Annotated in this window: 20 protein-coding genes and 1 tRNA gene; 13 read left to right on the forward strand and 8 right to left on the reverse strand. The window is 38.4% G+C overall.

All coding sequences use genetic code 11. From position 1 onward, the window contains the following. Positions 1 to 4: 4 nt before the first annotated feature. Together pth and C7S20_RS04420 are read right to left on the reverse strand one after the other, a co-directional pair. Positions 5 to 631 (reverse strand): aminoacyl-tRNA hydrolase, encoded by a 627-nt coding sequence (gene pth / locus C7S20_RS04415; protein WP_107011345.1) that lies wholly within the window; start codon positions 629 to 631, stop codon positions 5 to 7. A gap of 166 nt (positions 632 to 797) precedes the next feature. Continuing rightward, positions 798 to 1,454 carry a 50S ribosomal protein L25/general stress protein Ctc gene (locus C7S20_RS04420; RefSeq protein ID WP_107011346.1) on the reverse strand — a complete coding sequence of 219 codons (657 nt, stop codon included), beginning with the start codon at positions 1,452 to 1,454 and terminating at the stop codon, positions 798 to 800. A gap of 512 nt (positions 1,455 to 1,966) precedes the next feature. Between C7S20_RS04420 and C7S20_RS04430 the strand changes: the two genes are divergently transcribed. Next, a complete protein-coding gene (locus C7S20_RS04430) occupies positions 1,967 to 3,565 on the forward strand; it encodes a Ppx/GppA phosphatase family protein (protein WP_107011348.1) in 1,599 nt (532 codons plus the stop codon). 236 nt (positions 3,566 to 3,801) lie between these two features. On the opposite strand, the gene C7S20_RS04435 is transcribed toward C7S20_RS04430, so the two are convergent. Then, positions 3,802 to 4,737, reverse strand: a complete 936-nt coding sequence (locus C7S20_RS04435) for a ribose-phosphate pyrophosphokinase (RefSeq protein ID WP_107011349.1) — start codon at positions 4,735 to 4,737, stop codon at positions 3,802 to 3,804. 160 nt (positions 4,738 to 4,897) lie between these two features. Here C7S20_RS04435 and C7S20_RS04440 point away from each other — a divergent pair, with 160 nt between their 5' ends. From C7S20_RS04440 to C7S20_RS04450, 3 genes are all read left to right on the forward strand, one after another. Beyond that, positions 4,898 to 5,881 (forward strand): aldo/keto reductase, encoded by a 984-nt coding sequence (locus C7S20_RS04440; protein ID WP_107011350.1) that lies wholly within the window; start codon positions 4,898 to 4,900, stop codon positions 5,879 to 5,881. A gap of 22 nt (positions 5,882 to 5,903) precedes the next feature. Further along, the gene (locus tag C7S20_RS04445; RefSeq protein WP_107011351.1) at positions 5,904 to 6,356 is read left to right on the forward strand and encodes a GNAT family N-acetyltransferase; all 453 of its coding nucleotides are present in this window, start codon (positions 5,904 to 5,906) and stop codon (positions 6,354 to 6,356) included. 157 nt (positions 6,357 to 6,513) lie between these two features. Further along, positions 6,514 to 7,584: a DUF3500 domain-containing protein gene (locus C7S20_RS04450; protein ID WP_107011352.1), complete on the forward strand. Its 1,071-nt coding sequence runs from the start codon at positions 6,514 to 6,516 to the stop codon at positions 7,582 to 7,584. Positions 7,585 to 7,633: 49 nt separating this feature from the next. Here the strand turns inward: C7S20_RS04450 and C7S20_RS04455 are convergent, their stop codons facing one another. Then, positions 7,634 to 8,380, reverse strand: a complete 747-nt coding sequence (locus C7S20_RS04455; protein ID WP_107011353.1) for an NIPSNAP family protein — start codon at positions 8,378 to 8,380, stop codon at positions 7,634 to 7,636. Positions 8,381 to 8,512: 132 nt separating this feature from the next. On the opposite strand from C7S20_RS04455, the gene C7S20_RS04460 reads away from it, so the two are divergent. Further along, complete coding sequence (locus C7S20_RS04460; protein WP_107011354.1) at positions 8,513 to 8,737, forward strand: YgaP family membrane protein; 225 nt, start codon at positions 8,513 to 8,515, stop codon at positions 8,735 to 8,737. Between the two features lie 23 nt (positions 8,738 to 8,760). Here C7S20_RS04460 and C7S20_RS04465 read toward each other — a convergent pair whose 3' ends face one another. After that, positions 8,761 to 9,438 carry a DedA family protein gene (locus tag C7S20_RS04465; protein WP_227009094.1) on the reverse strand — a complete coding sequence of 226 codons (678 nt, stop codon included), beginning with the start codon at positions 9,436 to 9,438 and terminating at the stop codon, positions 8,761 to 8,763. Between the two features lie 70 nt (positions 9,439 to 9,508). Beyond that, positions 9,509 to 9,715: a hypothetical protein gene (locus tag C7S20_RS04470; protein WP_107011356.1), complete on the reverse strand. Its 207-nt coding sequence runs from the start codon at positions 9,713 to 9,715 to the stop codon at positions 9,509 to 9,511. A 147-nt stretch (positions 9,716 to 9,862) separates the two neighbouring features. Here C7S20_RS04470 and C7S20_RS04475 point away from each other — a divergent pair, with 147 nt between their 5' ends. From C7S20_RS04475 to C7S20_RS04510, 8 genes are all read left to right on the forward strand, one after another. Beyond that, positions 9,863 to 10,108: a GIY-YIG nuclease family protein gene (locus C7S20_RS04475; protein WP_107011357.1), complete on the forward strand. Its 246-nt coding sequence runs from the start codon at positions 9,863 to 9,865 to the stop codon at positions 10,106 to 10,108. A gap of 1 nt (position 10,109) precedes the next feature. Continuing rightward, positions 10,110 to 10,191 (forward strand) — tRNA-Leu (locus C7S20_RS04480). Between the two features lie 240 nt (positions 10,192 to 10,431). Next, positions 10,432 to 11,649 (forward strand): site-specific integrase, encoded by a 1,218-nt coding sequence (locus tag C7S20_RS04485; protein WP_107011358.1) that lies wholly within the window; start codon positions 10,432 to 10,434, stop codon positions 11,647 to 11,649. Positions 11,650 to 11,932: 283 nt separating this feature from the next. After that, positions 11,933 to 13,144: a primase-helicase family protein gene (locus C7S20_RS04490; RefSeq protein ID WP_107011359.1), complete on the forward strand. Its 1,212-nt coding sequence runs from the start codon at positions 11,933 to 11,935 to the stop codon at positions 13,142 to 13,144. A gap of 483 nt (positions 13,145 to 13,627) precedes the next feature. Next, on the forward strand, positions 13,628 to 14,497 hold the full coding sequence (locus C7S20_RS04495) for a toprim domain-containing protein (RefSeq protein WP_107011360.1): 870 nt from the start codon (positions 13,628 to 13,630) through the stop codon (positions 14,495 to 14,497). Between the two features lie 81 nt (positions 14,498 to 14,578). Next, positions 14,579 to 14,875: a mobilization protein MbpA gene (mbpA, locus tag C7S20_RS04500; RefSeq protein ID WP_107011361.1), complete on the forward strand. Its 297-nt coding sequence runs from the start codon at positions 14,579 to 14,581 to the stop codon at positions 14,873 to 14,875. Further along, the gene (locus tag C7S20_RS04505; protein WP_107011362.1) at positions 14,872 to 15,744 is read left to right on the forward strand and encodes a relaxase/mobilization nuclease domain-containing protein; all 873 of its coding nucleotides are present in this window, start codon (positions 14,872 to 14,874) and stop codon (positions 15,742 to 15,744) included. The genes mbpA and C7S20_RS04505 overlap by 4 nt, the downstream gene beginning before the upstream one ends. 12 nt (positions 15,745 to 15,756) lie before the next feature. Continuing rightward, positions 15,757 to 16,209: a DUF6730 family protein gene (locus C7S20_RS04510; RefSeq protein ID WP_107011363.1), complete on the forward strand. Its 453-nt coding sequence runs from the start codon at positions 15,757 to 15,759 to the stop codon at positions 16,207 to 16,209. A gap of 234 nt (positions 16,210 to 16,443) precedes the next feature. Here C7S20_RS04510 and C7S20_RS04515 read toward each other — a convergent pair whose 3' ends face one another. Both C7S20_RS04515 and C7S20_RS04520 read right to left on the reverse strand, forming a co-directional pair. Next, positions 16,444 to 20,235: a hypothetical protein gene (locus C7S20_RS04515; protein WP_107011364.1), complete on the reverse strand. Its 3,792-nt coding sequence runs from the start codon at positions 20,233 to 20,235 to the stop codon at positions 16,444 to 16,446. 173 nt (positions 20,236 to 20,408) lie between these two features. Next, the gene (locus C7S20_RS04520) at positions 20,409 to 21,182 is read right to left on the reverse strand and encodes a DUF2971 domain-containing protein (RefSeq protein WP_107011365.1); all 774 of its coding nucleotides are present in this window, start codon (positions 21,180 to 21,182) and stop codon (positions 20,409 to 20,411) included. Positions 21,183 to 21,425: the final 243 nt, after the last annotated feature.

Here is a 21,425-nt window from a genome sequence, read left to right on the forward strand (position 1 = left end):
ATTCCTATTTTCCGTTAAATGAATTCATGGTATTTGAAACTCCGGCGGTACCAAAAGAAAGAATAAGTTCTGCGGAAGTTTCCAAGCGTTCGGGCAATTTCTTCTTTTCCTCACCTTCCCATTCCCCCAGAACATAATCAATTTGCTGACCTTTGGAAAATTCATCGCTTATTCCAAACCTGAAACGATTGTATTTTGTGGTATTCAATTGTGCCTGCACATCTTTTAAGCCATTGTGACCGCCGTCGCTGCCCTTCGTCTTTAGCCGAAGCGTCCCAAAAGAGAGATTCAAATCATCGGTAACGATCAGGAGGTTTTCCAGCGAGATTTTTTCCTTCTGCATCCAGTAATTCACGGCTTTACCGCTTAAATTCATGTAGGTGCTGGGTTTCAGCAAAATAAAAGTACGGCCTTTATACCTGAAGGTGGCGACATCGCCAAGCTTTTGGGTTTCAAAGGAAGTTTCCTGTTTTTCAGCAAGTTTATCGAGAATCTTAAAGCCAATATTATGGCGTGTATTTTCGTATTTGGGACCGATGTTTCCAAGGCCTACGATCAAAAATTTCTTCATAGGGTCTATTTTCTCCCCGGTTTCTTTTTTTCCTAATATCCTTCCGAAGAATGAAAGCATTCAGATTATTTGATGAAAATTTTAGTTCCTAGTAAGTAAAGATAAAATTAATCAGATACTTTCTCTTCAGAAAAAAGCGAGGGGATAAATTTATATAAAAACAAAAAAGCATTCCGTACACCGGAATCCGGTTGGGGAATGCTTCTTCATAATTGTTTAAAAAAGGTTACTCTTTATCTTCTCCCTCTTTTACTGCAGCCACATCTTCACTTTCAGTAGCTGGAACTTCATCTGCTGCTACTTCGTCTTCGTCTTCTTCAAGATCTTCAATGATATTACGTGAAGTTCTTACCTGACAAATTACGGTATTATCTGGATGCTGAATTTTGTAATCTTCGCTGGCTACCTCAGTCACATAAAGTTTCTGACCAATTTTAAGTTTGGTAACGTTAGCCACGATATAATCTGGAAGATTTCCCGGCACACCTCTAACCTTAAGGCGGCGAAGGTTGTAACGAAGAACTCCCCCGTTTTTAACCCCACGAGCCACACCTTCGGTATGGATAGGAATTTCCATAGTAATAGGTCTGTCTTCGAAAATCTGGTAGAAATCTACGTGCATGATGGCATCGGTTACAGGATGGAATTGAATATCCTGAAGGATGGCATCATAAGATTCTCCACTCTCCAACTTGATTTTTACAGTGTGTACGTCTGGAGTATACACTAAGCTCTGGAATGCGATTTCCTCGGCTGCAAAGTGTAGTGGATCACCCTCTACCCCGTACAATACGCAAGGAACCTGTCCAGCATTACGCAGTGCTTTCGTTGCCTTCTTGCCTACGCTTTCTCTTTTAGATCCGTTGATCGTAATTGATTTCATTTAAAATGATTTTAGTTAACAAATGTCGTCAAGTTCTTCATGAACCGCCTTCATTTGCGTAAAAATTTTCTGGCTGCAAAAGTAAGTCTTTTTTAGAATCTATAAAATGCTGAAGCAGAAAAGTTTCCTAAAATACAAAGTACAAATTTAAAATTGAGGATCATTCTTTCATATTGGTTATTGTTACTTCTATTTCCCTTCTGAATTTTGAACTTTTTGCTCTCGGATTTCCACTTGAAATGCCTATTTCTAGAATATTTAATTAAAAGATGCTGAAACAAGTTCAGCATGACGAGTTTAAAGAATTGATTATTGATAATTGTAAAATTTATAGGAGGCAGCTATTTTTTTGTATCTCTTAATTAAAAGATCCTGAACAGGTTCAGCATGACGATATTTAAAGAATTGCCTTCGTACTTCCTAACTTCGTAACTCTAAATTCATTTCACAAAGTCTTATCATGCTATCCCCATAATTTTAAGTAAATTGAAGTCATCGTCAATAAACCTGTTATGACCGATTTTTCTGATAATGAATCGCCAACAAAGCGTATCGCCGCGATCGACCTGGGGACAAATTCTTTCCATGCCGTGATCGTGGATATCTATCCGGACGGAAGTTTTCGCACTATCGATAAGCTGAAGGAAATGGTCATTCTCGCCGAAAAAGGCATGGACAACTACCTCAGCGAAGATGCCATGCAACGCGGACTTGATGCCCTGAAACGCATTAAATTCCTTTGCGACAGCCAGCAGGTGGAAGAGATCCTAGCCTATGCGACCAGTGCGATTCGCGAGGCCCGGAATGGAGGTGATTTTATCCAGAGGATGATCGATGAAGTAGATATCAAGGCGAGGGCAATTTCAGGGAAAATGGAAGCCGAAATGATTGGCCTGGCGGTTCGGCATAATATCGCCCTTTCAGAAGAAATGGTCCTGATGGTCGATATTGGCGGTGGTAGCGTGGAGTTTATCATAGGAAATGTTGATGAATTCATTTATTACAACAGCCTGAAACTTGGAGTGGCAAGGATGGCAGCGAAATTTGTGAGCCATGATCCCATTACCAAAAAAGAGATCAAAAATTTAAAAGATCACTACCAGAAAACCCTGGGAGAAGTGGAAAAAATTGTAAAGGAACATTCGGTGAAAACGATGATCGGTTCTTCAGGAACCATGGAAAACATAGCCGCGATGATCGCCAGCCGAAATTCGATCAACGCTTCGATCACTCTTAATGAACTGGTTTTTCACGATGATGAATTCATTCCTTTTTATGAAAAATTCATCAGGCTGGATAAAAAGGAAAGGCTGAAAGAGAAACAACTGGAAGATAAAAGAGTCGATATCATCAATCCGGGCATGGTATTGCTGAAATTTCTGATCGAAGAACTGAATATTCAGAATATTAAAATTTCAGAAGCCGCATTGCGTGATGGTATGATCATCGATTTTATCAATAAGGAAAAACCAAAGTTATCACTGGTAGCCAATTTTCCCGATCCGCGGAAGCGCAGCATTTATGAATTGCTGCGAAAGACAAACTGGATGGAACAGCATTCCACGCATGTCGCCAATATGGGCCTTCAAATATTTGACGAATTTCAGGCAGATCTAAAGCTCACCGAAAACGACCGGGAATTACTGAATTACGCTTCTTTGCTGCATGATATCGGCTATTATATTTCCTTTAGAAAACATCACAAACACGCGCTTTACCTCATCAGAAATTCAGATCTGCGAGGTTTTACCGATGACGAGATCAATATTATGGCCAATGTGGCCCGTTATCACAGGCGGTCCACACCTAAGAAGAGGCATCCGTTCTATAAACAGCTCGACAAGCCGCTTCGGAAACGCATCAAGAAATTATCGGCAATATTGAGAATAGCTGATGGACTTGATCGCAGCCACTATCAAAATGTGAAAAGCCTGGAAATTGAAAACGGTAAGGAAAAGGTGAAACTTCTAATCACCACTGAAGGTGACCCTGAACTGGAGATCTGGGGAGCCGAACGCAAATCGGAATTATTCAAAAAAGTGACAGGCAAAGAGCTTGAGATCTTTGCAGTAACCCATGAGCAAAAGCTCAAGGCTACTAAAAACAAATGACTCTTTAATTGTTGAGATTGCTTCGTCGCTTCGCTCCTCGCAAAGACGATGAAGTTAGAATTACGAAATTAAAAGTACGAGCTAAAGAATAATTTTACTGCGAACGAAGTGAAACATTCTTTATACCCTATACATTTTACAACCACTAATAAACGAGAGATTGCTTCGTCGCTTCGCTCCTGACAGATAATTCGTAGTTCTTTATTCTAACTTCCTTCTTCCTTGGTACTTCCAGATTACATAATGAATTTGGAGCTGATCGAGCGGTTATCCTGAACCCTTCTCATCACATCAGCAAAAAGTTCGGCGCAACTCACCACTCTTATCTTTCGGTTTTCTTCCCTTAAAGGAATGGAATCGGTGACTATAAGCTCCTGAAGTTTGGAATTAGAGATCTTTTTATAAGCGTCGCCAGAAAGTACCGGGTGCGTACAAATGGCACGAACGCTAAGCGCCCCGCGTTCCATCATCAAATCGGCTGCCCGCGTAAGAGTTCCTGCCGTATCTACCATATCGTCTACTAAAACCACATTTTTTCCAGTAACGTCGCCAATTAACTCCATATGAGAAATCACATTGGCTTTGGCGCGCTGCTTATAACAGATCACCACATCGCTTTCCAGTGCTTTGGAATAAGCATACGCTCTTTTGGAACCTCCCATATCTGGCGAAGCAATGGTAAGATTATCGAGATTAAGACTTTTCAAATATGGAAGAAAAACGGTGCTCGCATACAGATGATCCACGGGTTTTTCGAAGAATCCCTGGATCTGGTCGGCATGCAGATCCATGGTGATTATTCTTGTAGCTCCCGCTGTTTCGAGAATGCTGGCGATCATTTTGGCCGCGATAGGCACCCTTGGTTTGTCTTTTCTATCCTGCCGAGCCCAGCCAAAATAAGGCATCACCGCGGTAATATGCCTTGCAGAAGCTCTTTTCGCCGCATCGAGCATTAAAAGCATTTCCATTAGATGGTCGCTTCCCGGGTGGGTGGACCCGATGATAAAAACGCGGGATCCTCTTACCGATTCTTCAAAAGAAGGCTGAAATTCGCCATCACTATAAGTAGAAGTGATCACGTTACCCAGTTTGCTTCCGTAATGTTCGGCAATTTTCTCTGCTAGTTCGCGGCTTTGGCTACAATTAAAAATCTTTGCTTCGGTGGTAGGCATTGTTGTGTTGTTGTGTTTGGCGTAAGTTATTACAAATTTAAAAATTATTTGTTGCCCGGGTCGTTGAAAACAGGAAGTCCTGAAAGAATCGGAAATTTTTATTGAAATTAATTAAATTCACGGCAATCAAATTTCGTAGTAAAATTCTAAATAAATATCGATGAAGAAAAGAAAACTGGGAAGAAATGGATTTGAAATTAGTGAAATTGGCCTGGGATGCTGGCAGCTTGGCGGAGACTGGGGAGAAAAGATCGATAAAGAAAAGGCCGAAGAGATTCTCGAAACTGCTGTTAAGCATGAAATTAGTTTTTTTGATACAGCCGATGTTTATGGCGATGGACGCAGCGAAAAACTCATTGGAGAATTTTTGAAGAAGAACCAGGCCGACGTCAAAGTTGCCACTAAATTTGGAAGAAAAAGTGACATTTTTCCTGATCATTATTCTGAAAAGGCACTGCGCAATTGCGTGGAAGATTCCAGGAAAAGATTAGGTGTTGAAAGGATTGACCTGCTTCAGCTCCATTGTATTCCTTTTGAAGAATTGAAAAAAGAAGAGGTCTTTGAATGGCTGAGGAAATTGAAAAAGGAAGGCAAAATTGCCAATTTTGGTGCCAGTGTGGAGAGTGTGGAAGAAGGATTGTTCTGCCTGGAGCAGGAAGGACTTCAGTCTTTACAGATCATTTTTAATATTTTCAGGCAGAAACCGGCCAAAGAATTATTACCTAAAGCCAAAGAAAAAGGCGTGGGTATTATTGTTCGTCTGCCGCTCGCCAGCGGACTCCTTACCGGTAAATTTTCCAAAGACACCAGCTTTTCTGATAAAGACCACCGAAATTTTAACCGCGATGGACAGGCTTTTAATGTGGGCGAAACTTTTGCCGGACTTCCTTTTGAAAAAGGCGTTGAACTGGCGAACGAGCTGAAAGAAATTTGTCCGTCAACAATGAATCCCACCGAAATGTCCCTGAGGTGGATCCTGGATCATGAAGAAGTTTCTACCATTATTCCCGGTGCGAGCTCGACGAAACATATTGCAGGTAATGCAAGGGTAAGCTCACTTCCTTCTCTTTCTGAAGATCTTAAAGACAGGATCTCACGGTTTTATAATGAAAAAGTTCATGATCATATCCGCGGAGTTTATTAAGAATTAATTCAGATTTGATATTATGATCAAAAAACTTGATCATCAAAATATAGCTACCGCAAGAAAAATACGCGCCGTTTTTCAGGTTTCTTATGCGGTGGAAGCCGAACTTTTAAAAGCAGCAGACTTTCCTCCGCTGAAAAGACCTCTTGAAGGATTTACCGGAAGCAGCAACGAATTTTTCGGTTTTTTTGAGGAAAAGGAGCTGGCCGGCGTGATGGAAATCGATGAAAAGAAAGATTCTGTTCATATTCAAAGCCTGGTTGTTCAGCCTAAATTCTTCAGAAAAGGGATCGGGAAAAAACTTGTAGATTTTGCCTTCAGCAATTATAAAACTAAGCTTTTCACCGTAGAAACAGGCGCAGCCAATGGCCCTGCCACTAATCTTTACCTTCAAACCGGATTTACAAAATTAGAGGAATTCGATACCGATCACGGAATTAGAAAAGTACGGTTTGAAAAACCCTTTATATAACCTGATATCCATTAATGTAAAGAGATTTACCTGTAAACCCCATTCTTATTTTATTAATTTTCAAGGTTTTATAACTTAAAAAGATTTATCTTTCCTGTTTTGGAATTTAGCCTCACTTAATCCCCAATCTCTAATTTTTTTGAAATATTCAAGGACCATGAAAAATATAATGACTTTATTTTTGGCTGGAATTCTAATTTCCGGGACCTGTTTTTGTCAATCGGTTGATAGTATTATCACAGAAGCCGATCAATTTCTAAATTCTTTATCTGAAAAACAGCAGGCTATCATAAACGCAGACTTCGAGGATTCTTTGCGTACGAAATGGACTAATCTTCCAGTGGGAATGGCACCAAGGCCCGGGTTAAGATATGGAGAGCTTTCTGAAGAAAGCAGAATAAAATACCACCATCTTCTCTCAAACATCCTGAGTTCACAGGGATATTTGAAAGTCACCAGCATCATGACCCTGGATGATATTCTAAATGAAATCTACGATACGGCTCACCGAAAAAAAGAAATTGACGATAAAACCTATCAGGAAATAAGGGATTTAAACTGGGGCTACGAAAACTATTTCGTTTCCTTCTGGGGAGAACCTAATATAACCGAGACCTGGGGTATGAAACTGGAAGGTCACCACATCTCTCTAAATTTAACAGCTACAGGAAATGAATTTTCCCTTACACCTATGTTCCTGGGAACCGATCCTGCCGAAGTTCACACGACCAAATTTGCCGGATTGCGTATTCTGAATAAAGAAGAAGATTATGGCTTTCACCTCATCAATTCTCTAACCAAAGATCAGAAATCAATGGCCACCCTGAGCGAGGAAGTTCCAGCAGATATTATTACTAATCCGAATTTCAAAGGCCGATTAACCGAATATAAGGGAATTAAAAGCGGCCAGATGAATCCCAAGCAAAAACAGTTGCTGAAGTTCATAATTGAAGAATATATCAACAATCTGGAGCACGAAAAAGCAGCTGAATATTTATCTAAAATCGAAAAATCGGGTATTGATAATGTTTATTTCGCGTGGATTGGCAGTTATCAACATCAAAAACCACATTATTACATCATCAACGGGCCCGATTTTATAATTGAATATGATAACGTTGGTTTCCAGAAAAACGGAAATCACATCCACACCATCTGGCGCGAAAAAGGAAATGATTTTGGGGAAGATATCTTAAGAAACCACTACGTGCTGGATCATAAAAAATAGCTTTATGCCTCCAGGATTCTATCTTCTAAAAGGTCACCCTCAAACCCAATTATAGCTGCGAGAAATCAAGCGGTTTCAAATAGGTCTGAATGATATTGGAAACCGTATTCGCATATTCTTCCATTCCTGAGATTCGTTTCCAATCGGCATCGCTTCCAAATTTTTGCCACCTGTCAGCATTCTCAGCCTTGTCTTTGGTCGCCAACATATAGGTCAGGGAAGGCATGTGATCGCCGGCAATATTTCTTCCGAAGAAAACAATGGGAAAATCAATATTTTTAAAAATTGCGAATTCATCCTGGTTGAACATTTTTAACTTCCGTCTCAGAGCGTCTTCATTATAACCATGATAGGTACGAAGCTCAAAGAATTGAGCATCTTCAGAAGGCGTTTTTAATTGTGGGAAACCTGTGGTTGATTTCATCACACTGGTTTCATAGCGCTGGTAAGGAAATTTTTCCGGAGAAATTGACCAAAAAGCCTTAGCAGCGGCCTGGTACTGCTCGTCTTTTCGTAGCTCAACCGGCATATTTGCATAATCCTGTGCACTTGCATAAGGGATGAGCAGATATAATTTCTTTGGTAAGGTGGCCGAAGCCTCTTCAAAAGCACCAACAGATTTTACCCCATGCCGATTTAAGGCCGGGATGAGCGCGTTTTGAAAATAATCGTGCAATGGTTTTTCAGAATTTCCGAATTTTAAATGATAAATTCTCAATTCATAAACTTCATCCTGGGCATAGGATGAAAGAAATATAAAAAATGAACAAATTAATAGTAAGCCTCGTGAGATCATAATGCATTATTTTTAAACAGATTTCGAATTTAGCATATTTCTCTAACAATTCCTCTTTTTCTGATATTTCTCACTTTTTTCGGACTTTTTATTTCTGACCTTTAATGGTTATTAATTAAACTTTACAAGATCATGAAAAAAAATATGGGAAGAACAGATAAAATTGTCAGGCTGATAATTGCTGCTGCGCTATTGATCCTTTACGCCACAGAAGTTGTTGAAGGAACCTGGGGAATAATTTTTCTAATTCTTGCAGGCATTCTTGTGCTAACGAGCCTCGTAAGTTTTTGTCCGCTTTATGCGCCATTTCACCTTCACACTAACAGAAATAAGAATAAGCAGGAAAAAGTGGTTTAATAGTGTTAAGTAGCTGAAAGGGCTTACTCTTTTCTTTGTTTTCGTTTTTTTCTTTTATTCCTGATAAATTCCACGGCCACCGGAATCAGGGATAATATGATTATGCCTAAAAGAACGATCTCAAAATTCTGCTTCACAAAACTCAAATTTCCGAAGAAGTAACCCAGAAAAACAAGTAGTACAACCCATCCCGTACCGCCAATGACATTATAACGAATAAATTTTTTAAAGTGCATATCACCCACCCCGGCCACAAAAGGCGCGAAAGTGCGGATAATAGGAACGAAACGTGCAATGATGATGGTTTTTGAACCATGTTTGGCATAGAAATCATGTGTTTTGTCAATATTCTTCTGGCTCACAAGCTGCTTTCCGAAAACTTTCCAGCCTAAAACCCGGAGTCCCACGGTACTACCCAGATAATAATTAAGACTGTCGCCCAAAATAGCTGCGGCGGCCATGGCAATTAAAATTACAGCCAGGCTAAGCTGCGCGGTTTCCCCTGAATCATTCTGAACACCGGCGCAAAAAGTCCCGGCAGTAAAAAGAAGGGAATCTCCCGGAAGAAATGGCATGATCACCAGGCCGGTTTCAATAAAAATAAATCCGAAAAGAATAGCATACACCCAAATTCCATAATTCATGATCATGGTGAAAAGGTGGCTGTCAAGGTTTAGCAGAAAATCAATTACGCTATTCAAAATATACGCTCAAATTTAGATTTTTGAAAGTACAGCGTTTTTAGGCCAAATTCCAGCGCAATCAATATTTTTAGGTCAATTTTACCGATTCCTTCACAGTTTTTAACTCACTCCACGTGTGAAAATTGGCGAAAAATCCCAAGGCCCCAGCATTCCCGATGAGGTCAAAGACCAGATCTTGATATTGCATGGTGGCAAGATCAAGATCGATAAGCCCGAAAACGTAGGCGCCGTGGTATCGCTGATTTTCTAGCTGGAATAAAATATAAATTCTCAAGAGATCTCTGCAAATAATTATCAGCGGGCATTTTACTGTGTGAATTTTTTTATATTTTTGCCGTCCAATTATGCTCGAGTGCCTACCTTTCGGCAGGCAGGGCGGAATTGGTAGACCTGTCTGCCGACAGGCAGGCGCGCTGAAAAAATGATTACAGTTTATGCTATTTCAAGTATATATCATCACTACATAGATGTAGGGATGACAGAAAATATAGAAGAACGGTTTAAACGACATAATTCAGGAAGAGAAAAAACAACAAAAGCTTATCTTCCTTTTGAGCTAATTTTTACCGAGCTTTGCGAAAACAGAGTAGAAGGTAGAAAAAGAGAGAAATACTGGAAATCTGGTATTGGAAAGGAAAAATTAAAAAGGCTCAGAAAATTAAAATAATGCTCGAGTGGCGGAACTGGTAGACGCGCTGGATTCAAAATCCAGTTTCTTCGGAAGTGCGGGTTCGATTCCCGCCTCGAGTACTTTTTAAACATCAAATCGAATTAAAACCCCGTAAATCTCAGTGTTTACGGGGTTTTTAATTTTTAACATATCCATTTAATACCATCTAAATTCAACTAAAAAGGGGGGAATTCGGGAACACTTAGAAATTTTTTTTAGGTGCCCCCGAATTACACGTAACCACCTGTTAAATAAACCTTTACACATTTTTTATTTTATTGATTTGAGCTACATTTATTTCAAATTTTTAAACGAAAAGGATGCAAAATTTACTTTCAATCTTATTCTTCATCAGAAAGAGTAAAGGTATAGAAGCAACTGAAGGCACAATTTACCTCCGAATTACCTATAACGGACAGAGATCTGAAATCAGTACCTTCCGAAAAGTTGTGCTTTCAAAGTGGAATGCAAAAGCAAATAAAGTTACCGGAACCTCCTCCCAAGCAAGGCAGATTAACAGAAGCCTTGAAATAATAAAAAATGAAATACACGAGATTTATCAAAAATTTCTAAAAGAGGGAGAGGAAATATCTGCGGTTAAGATTAAGAATGAATATTTAGGAGAAGGGGAAAACAAAAAGTCCATTCTTGCAATGTTTGATGAGCACAATCAAAGAATGGAGAAGCTGGTTGGAAAAGATTACTCTTTTAGAACCCTCCAGAGATATAAAACAACCCAGAAACATCTGAAGTTTTTTATCGCTGATAGTTTCAAAAGCAATGATTTTCCTGTTAATAATCTAGATACTAAATTTATTAATAGCTTTATTTATTACTTAAAAACTGTCGTAAATCTTTCTCATAACTCATCTCTTAAGTACCTCGCTTATTTAAAAAAGATTGTACGAGTAGCATACGCTAATGGTTGGATAGATAAAGATCCTTTCTACAATTTTAAATTAAAACTTCAAAAAATTGATCGTGAGTTTCTAAATAAAGAGGAGATAATCAAAATAATGGAGAAGGAATTTTTAATTCCTAGAATGGAACATGTAAGAGATGTTTTTCTATTTTCCTGTTATACTGGTTTAGCATTTTCAGATGTACAAAAATTGACCGAAAATGATATTGTTAAAGGGATAGATGGAAATCTATGGATTAAAACCAAACGAACTAAAACGAAGGTTTTGAGCAGTATTCCTTTACTCCCTGTTGCCGAAAAAATCATTCAAAAATATCAAGGCAATGAATATCCCCAAAAGAAGCTACTTCCGGTTTATTCAAATCAAAAAATGAATAGCTATCTTAAAGAAATCGCCGACAGCTGCGGAATTAAAAAGAACCTTACTTTTCATATGGCCAGGCATACCTTTGCTACGACAGTTACCTTATCTAATGGAGTTCCTATTGAATCAGTCAGCAAAATGCTAGGCCATAGTTCTCTTAAAACAACTCAGCATTACGCCAAAATTCTAGATGAAAAACTAAGTGAAGACATGAACATTCTAAAGCAGAGGATATCGGTGGCAAATAAATAGTGACATGGATTTCCTAAACGGTGAATTCGAGAAGTACTTTTCTTTTCCTTTTTTACGAAGATCTATGTAATTCGTTTAAAAATCTCAAATACGGAAAATTTTAGGTAAGAGGTCATATGATATTAAAAGGTTTCATTTACTGTAGGAATAAAATTAATCTTCTTACCATTTTACATTATTTTCAATCAAAATAAATGTTTTATAAATAATATTCATTTTAAATATCATTTTTGTAATTTTCATTGAAGTATTGTCAATACTTTGACTGTAATGAATTTACAAGATGAAAGATCCAAGTTCCTATATCCGGGTCGGTACCCAGTATTATAAAAAGGTACAAATACCTACCATTTCAGGTCATACTAATCATAGCTTGATTCCATGGACTATGGAAACCATTCGCCAGGATCATGGTAAAACCTTTCTGGGTCAGATTCCAAAATATGATGGCTTCACCTGTATTCCCGATCACTTAAATTTTCAATCCACCTACCATACTTTTTATAATACCTATGCTCCGCTTAGTCATGAGCCAGCCGAAGGCAGCATTAAACGATCCCTGGAATTCATAGATCACATCTTTGGGACTCACAGTGAACTCGGATTGGACTACCTGCAATTACTTTTTACCCGGCCTACTCAAATCCTTCCCATCTTGTGCCTGGTCTCCCAGGAACGCTCTACTGGAAAAAGCACCTTTTTAAAATGGCTGAAGCATATCTTTCAGGGGAACCTGACCTACTTAGTCAATGATGATTTCAGCAGCCAGTTCAATTCAGATTGGACTAGCAAATTACTGATCTGCATCGATGAAGTTTTATTTAATAAAGAGGAGCTGACCGAACGTATCAAATACCTAAGCACGACCAATTACAATAAGCTCGAAGCAAAAGGAAAGGATAAACGGGAAGTAGAGTTTTTTGGGAAGTTTATTCTCTGCAGTAACAACGAAGAAAACTTTATCAAGATCGATCAGCATGAAACCCGGTTTTGGGTGCTGAAGGTTCCAAAGGCTAAAAAGGAAGAAACAGAATTCCTCGAAAAGCTCCGCCAGGAGATCCCGGCCTTTCTTTATTTCCTTACTAGGCGACAAATGCATACTACAAAGAAAACACGCATGTGGTTTACGCCGGAACAAATTGAGACCAAAGCTTTACGACAGCTGGTTTATAATAATAGAAGCCGGGTAGAGAAGGAATTGGCAAGTCTGCTTTTCACTCTTATGGAGTCGGATGATGCTGAGGAGATTAAAATCTGCCCTGTGGATGCCTTACATGCACTGGGTAAATCCAGGGTACGTACGGATCTCACACAAATCCGGAAAATACTTAAAAAAGACTGGAACCTGACCAATCAGCCCAATTCCAACCGCTACCTCCGATTTGTGATCTACGGCGATGGAGATATCAACTGGAGAGAAGCTAAAGGACGTTATTTCACCATAAATAAAATGTTTTTACAGCAGCAGTTTGGAGACCCTAAGGAGGCAAAATGATGCCAGGTCAAACAAAAATGATGAATTGATGACAAAATGATGACAAGGAATCCTCAATAGTGACGGGGGCTTCCGGGTGCTGTCATCGTTTCATCATTTTTGAATAGAATATTGGAGGGTACACTTATAGTTTTTCTCTTTTTTTTGATGAATTGATGACAAAGTATAATAACATCAGTAATAATAAGGGTTTAGGCTGTCATCATTTTGTCATCAAACTGTCATCAAAATGAAAATGATGACAGAACATAAGAAAAGACGTACAAGATACTAAAGCCGTCAAAATTTCATCATTCGAAATGCTGTTGAAATATAAAATGAAGCGTGCCTTTTCACTACTTACCTAAACAAAACCCCGTCTATGGGTGAGGGCTTTGTTTAGGTAAAAAAGAGAAAGAATGAATAAGACTAACATCACTATATATTTTTCAATTCAACTGCAAATCCATACGACTGGTTTGGATAGCATTAAAAGTAAGGCTCATGAGAGCGCGAAAACTAACCTGTGAAAAAGCCCGCAATATTTGCATTGTGGACACGCTGGCAAAACTGGGGCACTTTCCCAGTAGGAGAACGGAGAAAGAAGCCTGGTTCCTGAGTCCCCTTCGGTCAGAAACACAGGCCTCTTTCAAAGTGTCTTTGAAACTGAATCGATGGTATGACTTCGGAATTGGCAAAGGTGGCAACGTCATTGACCTGGTTTGCCAAGTATGCGATTGCTCGGTTGGTGAAGCCCTGGAGTACCTGTCCGACGAATTACCGATTTACAACTTTCAGGGTTCTGTATCCGATACTTCTACAAAGAAGAGCAGAAATACCATCATCAAAGTCAAAACGATCACCCAAAGTCACCTAAAGAAGTATGTGCGATCCAGAGGTATTTCCCTAGAAGTAGCCAGAACCTATTGCAAGGAAGTTTGGTATGAATCTCACGGGAAAACCTATTACGCCATAGGACTTCAGAATAAAAAAGGTGGCTGGGAACTTCGCAACCTCTATTCTAAAACCTCCAGCTCCCCTAAAACTTATACGTATCTCCAAAAGAAAAAAGAAAACCTGATTGTTTGCGAAGGAATGTTTGATCTGTTATCCATTGCTGAAGTTTATCCGAAGGAAATAGAAAGTACTGATATCATCGTTTTAAACTCACTTTCATTTTTACCCCGGATTATCTCATGTTTTAAGAAGTACAAATCGGTGGATCTCTATCTGGATAATGATAAACCCGGAAAGAAAAATACCACCGAATTACTAAAGCATTATCACCATATAAAAGACCAAAGTCATCGCTATAAAAACCATAAAGACCTCAATGAAAAACTAACTTGTGGACACCAAATTTCCACAGCCTAAAAACATTTTTTGAATAGCAAAGCAAGATGTGTCATTGTCATGACAATCTTGCTTTGCGCCCGGAGGTTGCAAAGATTAAAAATGAAACGGGAAGTCATCCAGATTCGATGCTCGATCTACGAGAAAAAGCTACTCAAAAAAAGAGCGGCCAGGGCCGGAATTTCCCTTTCAGAATATCTAAGAGCCACTGCCTTTAAAATTAATATTGTAGAAAGACTCACCCCGGAACAACTGGAATGCTACCAGATGCTGGTAAAGTATAAAAACAATTTTATACGAATCAGTAATATGTTTAAAAAGCGAGATCCTCAATTGGCTAAAAATGTGGAAGCGCTGGCCGAAGAAATACGACAACACCTCTACCATTTTAAAAGATGATCGGAAAGGGGCAATCCATATCAAGAACCCAGGCGTCTATAGCCTATGGCTGGAACCAGGAGAAAGAGGCGGAAGTGGTACTCAAAGAACACCTTGCGGGTGATACTCCCAAACAAATCGCTGAAGAATTCCAGATCATTCAATCTCAGAATGAGAGGTGCATTAAAAACACCTTAAGTTTTGTGGTGAGTCCTACCATCAAAGATGGTAAAGAATTAAGCCATAAAGACCTGGAGAAAATTGCCCAACGATTTATAAATGAAATGAAACTTCAGAACCACCAGGCCATAGGTTTTGTACATAAGGACAAGCAGCACACTCATATTCATATCTATGCCAATCGAATTAGTCTAACCGGGCAAACCTATAGAGACAATTTTATTGGCAAACGAAGCCAGATCGCAGCAGATAATGTTGCCAAACAACTAGGTCTAACCCGGGTAAGGGAAGTACAACAGGAAAAAATCCAGGAATTAAAATGGCAACGTCTTGTCATACAAAAGCATCATCAACAGGTGATGGAAACCAGGCCGAAATCACTGGATGAATATATCGATAAAATGAAGGCTTGTAAGGTAAAGGTCATACCCAGTATCAACAAATCGAACCAGCTGCAGGGGTTTCGGTTCGAGTATAAAGGAGCCAATTTAAAAGGAAGCGAAGTACACCGATCTATGAGCGGTAGTAAACTGATCGCTGAGATTTCCCAGAATAATAGTTACACTAGACTCCGAGAAGTCCCTCAAACTTTAAAATTGCTAAATAATACTGTCGAACTTAGCACGAACATGGCTGGTAAAATAGCTAAAGATCTGGCCAAGCAGGTGATCAAGAGAGGCCTTGATACCGGACTGGGTATGGGATATTAAAATAACTAAAAGATGAAAAAGCTGGATGAAATTATGGAACTAATGGCCGATGAAATGGCCGATTTTAAAAATGCCCTTATAAAACTAGAAGCATTATCAAAAGAGCTTAATGATATGAGCATTCCGATAAGTACTACAGCTATAGATAAGAACCTTAAAGATTTTCTTAGAAACCAGAAGGAAGCCAATAATGAAAAAGAGGAGTTACTTAAGGGTATTACTACTCAATTAAAGCAAAGCAGTCTTATTCCAAAATATATTCTACTTCTTTTTGGCAGCTGTTTACTAATAATGCTAATCATGTTCGGTTACTTTATCTATTCTGACAAAATTGAAGAAGCGCAGCGATTTGAAATTTACCGGGCAGTTTCTGAATCAGAGTTAGAATCCTATCAATTTTATTTTTCTGAAAATTCCAAGATCAAAGAAGTGTATTGCAAATGGCTGGAACAATCCTATAAGTAGTTGTTCGCCCTATTTTGTTTTTACTTCACGCTTTGCCGTACACTATAAAAACAACAAAGGAACCACTCGCAAGATCAGGCTTGGATGAGATGCGAAGACTGAATCATGTGCAATAAGTATTACTGCCCCCAACGTGAATTTTGAAGGCATTTTTTTTGCAATCCAATGAAAAACAAATACCGAAATTAACTTAAAAACAACAGTATTGGTTTAAATTATGTGGAGTATTACATATTAATATTCCAGGCGACGACGCTCCGCCTCCTCATCTTGACGCTCCGCCTCTAAAAGATAACTTCTAGCCATATTTTCAAAGATTTGAGCAACGTTTGGGTATTTGAACTTGAAATCATCGGACAACTTTCGAAAATAAGAGGCTCTTTCACGTTCAATGTCTCCACCATCAAAAGCACCTCGAGAAGTAAAACTTCTTTTATTAAACATCCCAGAAGAATAATTTTGTTTTATACTGTCACTGTTGATTGATTCAATAACCTCAAAAATTGTTTCGTTTGGCCATTCTGGAACATTCTCAGGGTACTGTGCCAAAAGTTTTCCTATTTCCGAATCAGCAACCTTTAAGCGCTCTACATCCACAGCAAGTTCTCTTGCTTTCTTAATCCAGTCCCATAAGACTTCTTTATCTATTGTATTGTCTTCTTGTAATCCTGGGATTTTCTTCCAAGAATGTAGTAGATGATAGGACTGTTTTCCTCTGGACCTAAAAACTTCATCTGAAATATCTTCCTTTTCCTTTTCAAGTAATTCTTGGTCTTTTGGTAGGTATAACCACTTAAGCACATCTATAAAAAATGAAGGGTTTGTGGCAAGCTCATCTTCTAAGTTCTTTGGATTTCTATTTGAGCCATAAGAATCCATTAGCGCCAAGTAATACCATTCTAATTGAATCAGTTTTGGCCGGTCGATATCTCGTTTATCCAGTTCTTCGAAAATTCGCTCAATTTCGTGCCCCTTGAATCTAGCTTTTTCATCTGCTTCTTGAGTTACGGCTTTTTCAAGTATTTCAATCAACAGTTCACTTTTGACTTTTTCAGGCCTTAAGTAAGCCACATCGATGGCAGAAAAAAACCTTTTGTAACTTAAAAGTTGATTAAGCCCGTACTCAACTTCATCTTCAGTAGCGTGCAAAAAACGTGGATAAACACTACACCAATACAAATCCTGAACTTCTTTATCCTGTTCAGAAATAAAATTCCATAATTGCATATTTTGGTCTAGTGGAATCAATACGTTTGAAAGCACTTTGTGACTAAAGCTCTCTTCCTTCAGTTTATTAAATAATGATTTTACCCAATCAAATCCTTCTAAAACTGATTTACGGTACATAAAACCATGACTAAATCTTATGTAAGGGTCTTCATCTTCGAGACTGCTACATACTGAGAGCACATCATCTTCAGTAAGATTAACTCTGGCAAAAGCGTCACCAAAAATCCAAAATTCCTTCAAATCATTTCGCAAGGCTAAAGCTTCCTCTACACCTAGACTATCAATCAGTTCTTCAACAGCTTGTTTCCTAGCCTCATCATCTTGATTTTGTTTGAGTGCATATCTGTTAACACCATCACGCTTTTCGTACTTACAGCCTTCTGGAAATTCTAAATGATGGTTATTGAACAACCAACTGTTTTGCTTTACAACATCCTCCGGTTGAAGCTTATGATATAATCTTTCATAGCGCTTCAGTTCTTCTTCTGGCAATGCCCATTTAGTATCAGAATGAGACCTATGCCGATATAAAATATTTCTCAAAGTCTCCCAGGTAGTAAATTCTTCTTGTTTGACAACCTGGTGCACTTCTTCAGCCCAATCCAAAACTCGTTTCCTATCTTTTGGACTCAATTCCGTTGTTGCCTTTAACACTTGAGCGAATTTCTTTTCATCATTATCAAATAATTCTATTAACATTTTAACTACAGCCGTATGGGTATCCCAAATTTCTTGATAGGTTCTAGTTAAGTTAGTGTTCATATCAAACATACGCCAACGCATCTTGTGTGTGAATTGACCTACACCATGGCTATTAGGTAACAATCTGATCAGTAAATTCCAGCCTTTTTGTTTTTCTTGAATAGTGACCTCCTTAAGAATTTGAATCCTTTCATCAATGGAAGCCAAAGTTTGATGATGCCAAGGTTTGTAAATTTCTACAATACTATTTATTGGCCTATTTGATAAATGACCGCCAGGGTCAAGTCGTGCAAGTATTAGCAGAATCAAACTGGCATCTTTCAAATAAGCTGGAAACCAAGCAAGACTTTCTAAAGCCCACAGCAATCCAGTGTGATGACTTGTTTTATGCAGAAAGCCTTCCTCTTCCTGAAACAAATCCATTATTTCTGGTTCATCCTTTTCTAAAGAGGCTTTGATGGCTTTCAAAAAGCTATTAGGTGACGCTTCTGAAATTAAAGGTAAGTCACGGTCTAGTGAAATCCAAAGCTCTCCTGTAGCATCTTTTACCAAATCTTGAATTATTGAATCTACCCAGCCTTGTGGATTACCAATGTTAATACTCACACTATCGCCCAAGCGAGCAATTAATATTAGGGACTGTGTTAAACCTTGTCGCGACCAGGCCGAAAACTTTCGTTTTTGATTAAACCGCGAAGCAAAATCATCATTCTTTGGGTTCGCAATTGGATTACCACTTTTGAAAGCCATTTCAAAACACTCTTTTAGCAGCTGAAAATCATTCATTACAAGATTTGAAGCAAGATTTGTCCATAAGTCTAAAGGCGACGTCAGTCGCCAAGTTTCACCAATTTGTAATATGGGTGACTCGTCCAAATTTTTCCATTTGTTTAGGACTTGCTTGTAATCATCATACGGTTGTTTAGCAAGTTTTTCTAAAAGCTCTATATCTCCCTTGAATGTTTCATCCCACCTGCCAATTAACAGGGCTGGTATAACCTCGCGAATATCTTGTTCGGTAAGCCATTTTGCTTTATTGTACGGAAAACCAAGAAGTTTTTTCAATATAGTAATATTCCGACCGGATTCACGGGAAAATTTTTCAGCCTCATTCTTTTCGACCCCACTTTGTGTTAAGCCTTTAATCTGACCATCTCTGTCAATAGTGGGTAGTGTAATCGTATCTTGGTTGAAATCGTCATCGGCACCTAAAGGCACAAGGACGTGATGTCCTCGACCCACAGCAGTGTATAGTGGTTGGTAGTCTTCGAATCTTGGTATAAGATTTAAGTTTAAGTCGTTGTTATACTTTATAGAACGAAAATTCCCTTCAGTATCAACAATTAGTGCTTTAGAAAAGAATTCTTGCGCATATTCATCTCCAAATTTTTTTGCACAAGCAACTATAAAAGCGATCGCCTCATTTTTCGTAGAAGCTTTAATAGCTTTAAGGGACGGATCGCTATTCAAAATAGCTAGTAACTTTTCCTTTTCAATTTCTCTACCAGCAATTACGGTTTCAGGTAAAAGTTCTATCCCATTGGGGCCAACTGACCATTCTTCCCAAAATTCGTCTGCAGTCATCATGCCATCTGTGGGATAAGATGCACCTACACCATTTTGGGAAGCAAACCATCTTGAAACAGATGATGCATCATCCAACCACTGTTCTATATCTACGGAATCATATACTCGGACATCTTTCCAAATCCCTTCGGCTTTTTTTTCAGCAATCCATTCATCCTTTTTTGTCCATAATCGAGGTGTTACAAAAATGAAAACACATTCTGTTGGTTCGAAGCTTAAAGGTTTATCCTTCCTTTTTTCATATTCACCATTTGCTTTTCCTTTAATATCTAAATCGGTTCCAAGCTCCCATAACGAAACTCCCTGGGGTACGTAAGCTGTATCAGATTCACAATTCACTATACCATCCCAGCCACCGATGTAGGTTGCACTACCCCAGGCCATTTTTGCCCTGGTACTTTTTGGTGAAGTCGCTCTAATGAGCCTTGAAATTAGATAAGGTAGTGTGGACTTTGATAAAACAGTATCCGCCCAGTTTTGCAAATGGTTTCGAGTTATTAATCCCATTATATTACGGTATTATCAATAATTTCCTATAGATAACATATTAAGGACCTTCTTATTAAGAAATTCTGAGGGACTATTTTTTAATTTCATTTTAGTAAATAAAAATAGGAAAATATAAGGTTTTCTTTTTTTAGATGCTTGTTTCTAGAGAAAACAGAAGTTTACGATAGAGTTTACTCGTATAAAAGACCATAAGAAAGATGTAATTCAGGATCTCTTTTAATGCGTTGATACACCTTAATTTGAGGATATTTCCTTTTTACGACATCAATTACTTGGTCAATAAAATCGTTATCGGCTTTGTGACCAATAAGGATATTTTTCAAAGCTATTGGTTTAAACTTGACTTGGCCGATTTTGTCCTTCAGAACCCTAAGTTCTTTCTCGTAAGACCATTTTTTTGTTTTCTTGAAAAAGAGCTCAGTAATGTGTTCATCGTCTGTAATGGCATTAAACACTTGCTTTTTTAATTCATTTACATAGGTAATTGGTCGCCAGCCATCAAAAAAATGTTTGTCTTCATTCATATCAAAATGCAGGCATAAGCCCTTATCGTTTTTGGAATATTCTGCCCATAGCTTATAATTCATTGGGTACATTGTAAAGCAGGCTATGCCAGTATTTTCTATATAGGGTTTTACTTTCGCTTTCGCGAAAACCATTAAATCCTTATCGGTCAATTTTGCTATGTAGTCTTTGGTGATGGAATTTGGTACATATTGATTTAAGGTGCTCCGAAGCTCATTAACTTCATAAATGCCATCATTTAACTCAACAAATTCTGGGTTTGAGTCCAGCTCATCATTAAGCTTCGTGCGGGTTTGAAAAAACACATAATTATTTTCAAGTTCATCCAAAGTATTTCTGCCAGGTGAACGAAAACGGAACGTATTGGGCGGAAACATTGGAATCAGATATTCATCCAAAGGATTTATAAAATCATTCATACTTTAAAAGTAAAAATTATTCTGCTTTTTTCCCTGGCAGCAGTTTTCTTTCTTACCGCTCAATACACTTTTTAAGTTGTCTATCTATCCTTACATCTAAAAATTATCACAAATATTGCAGTTCCTGTCAGTTCCATTGATAAATTAAGGTAAACCTAACCATTAACTAATAACTCAGGCCATATTATTTATATAATTGTCGAAAAACCACAAAATCATGCAAAGCATCGTTTACACTTAGTT

Source organism: Christiangramia fulva, from assembly GCF_003024155.1.
GTDB lineage: Bacteria > Bacteroidota > Bacteroidia > Flavobacteriales > Flavobacteriaceae > Christiangramia > Christiangramia fulva.

Bases quoted from the DNA above. Each gene is read 5' to 3' on its own strand.
- pth (WP_107011345.1), bottom strand. From the start codon at position 631: ATGCTTTCATTCTTCGGAAGGATATTAGGAAAAAAAGAAACCGGGGAG.
- C7S20_RS04420 (WP_107011346.1), bottom strand. From the start codon at position 1,454: ATGAAATCAATTACGATCAACGGATCTAAAAGAGAAAGCGTAGGCAAG.
- C7S20_RS04430 (WP_107011348.1), top strand. From the start codon at position 1,967: ATGACCGATTTTTCTGATAATGAATCGCCAACAAAGCGTATCGCCGCG.
- C7S20_RS04435 (WP_107011349.1), bottom strand. From the start codon at position 4,737: ATGCCTACCACCGAAGCAAAGATTTTTAATTGTAGCCAAAGCCGCGAA.
- C7S20_RS04440 (WP_107011350.1), top strand. From the start codon at position 4,898: ATGAAGAAAAGAAAACTGGGAAGAAATGGATTTGAAATTAGTGAAATT.
- C7S20_RS04445 (WP_107011351.1), top strand. From the start codon at position 5,904: ATGATCAAAAAACTTGATCATCAAAATATAGCTACCGCAAGAAAAATA.
- C7S20_RS04450 (WP_107011352.1), top strand. From the start codon at position 6,514: ATGAAAAATATAATGACTTTATTTTTGGCTGGAATTCTAATTTCCGGG.
- C7S20_RS04455 (WP_107011353.1), bottom strand. From the start codon at position 8,380: ATGATCTCACGAGGCTTACTATTAATTTGTTCATTTTTTATATTTCTT.
- C7S20_RS04460 (WP_107011354.1), top strand. From the start codon at position 8,513: ATGAAAAAAAATATGGGAAGAACAGATAAAATTGTCAGGCTGATAATT.
- C7S20_RS04475 (WP_107011357.1), top strand. From the start codon at position 9,863: ATGATTACAGTTTATGCTATTTCAAGTATATATCATCACTACATAGAT.
- C7S20_RS04485 (WP_107011358.1), top strand. From the start codon at position 10,432: ATGCAAAATTTACTTTCAATCTTATTCTTCATCAGAAAGAGTAAAGGT.
- C7S20_RS04490 (WP_107011359.1), top strand. From the start codon at position 11,933: ATGAAAGATCCAAGTTCCTATATCCGGGTCGGTACCCAGTATTATAAA.
- C7S20_RS04495 (WP_107011360.1), top strand. From the start codon at position 13,628: ATGAGAGCGCGAAAACTAACCTGTGAAAAAGCCCGCAATATTTGCATT.
- mbpA (WP_107011361.1), top strand. From the start codon at position 14,579: ATGAAACGGGAAGTCATCCAGATTCGATGCTCGATCTACGAGAAAAAG.
- C7S20_RS04505 (WP_107011362.1), top strand. From the start codon at position 14,872: ATGATCGGAAAGGGGCAATCCATATCAAGAACCCAGGCGTCTATAGCC.
- C7S20_RS04510 (WP_107011363.1), top strand. From the start codon at position 15,757: ATGAAAAAGCTGGATGAAATTATGGAACTAATGGCCGATGAAATGGCC.
- C7S20_RS04515 (WP_107011364.1), bottom strand. From the start codon at position 20,235: ATGGGATTAATAACTCGAAACCATTTGCAAAACTGGGCGGATACTGTT.
- C7S20_RS04520 (WP_107011365.1), bottom strand. From the start codon at position 21,182: ATGAATGATTTTATAAATCCTTTGGATGAATATCTGATTCCAATGTTT.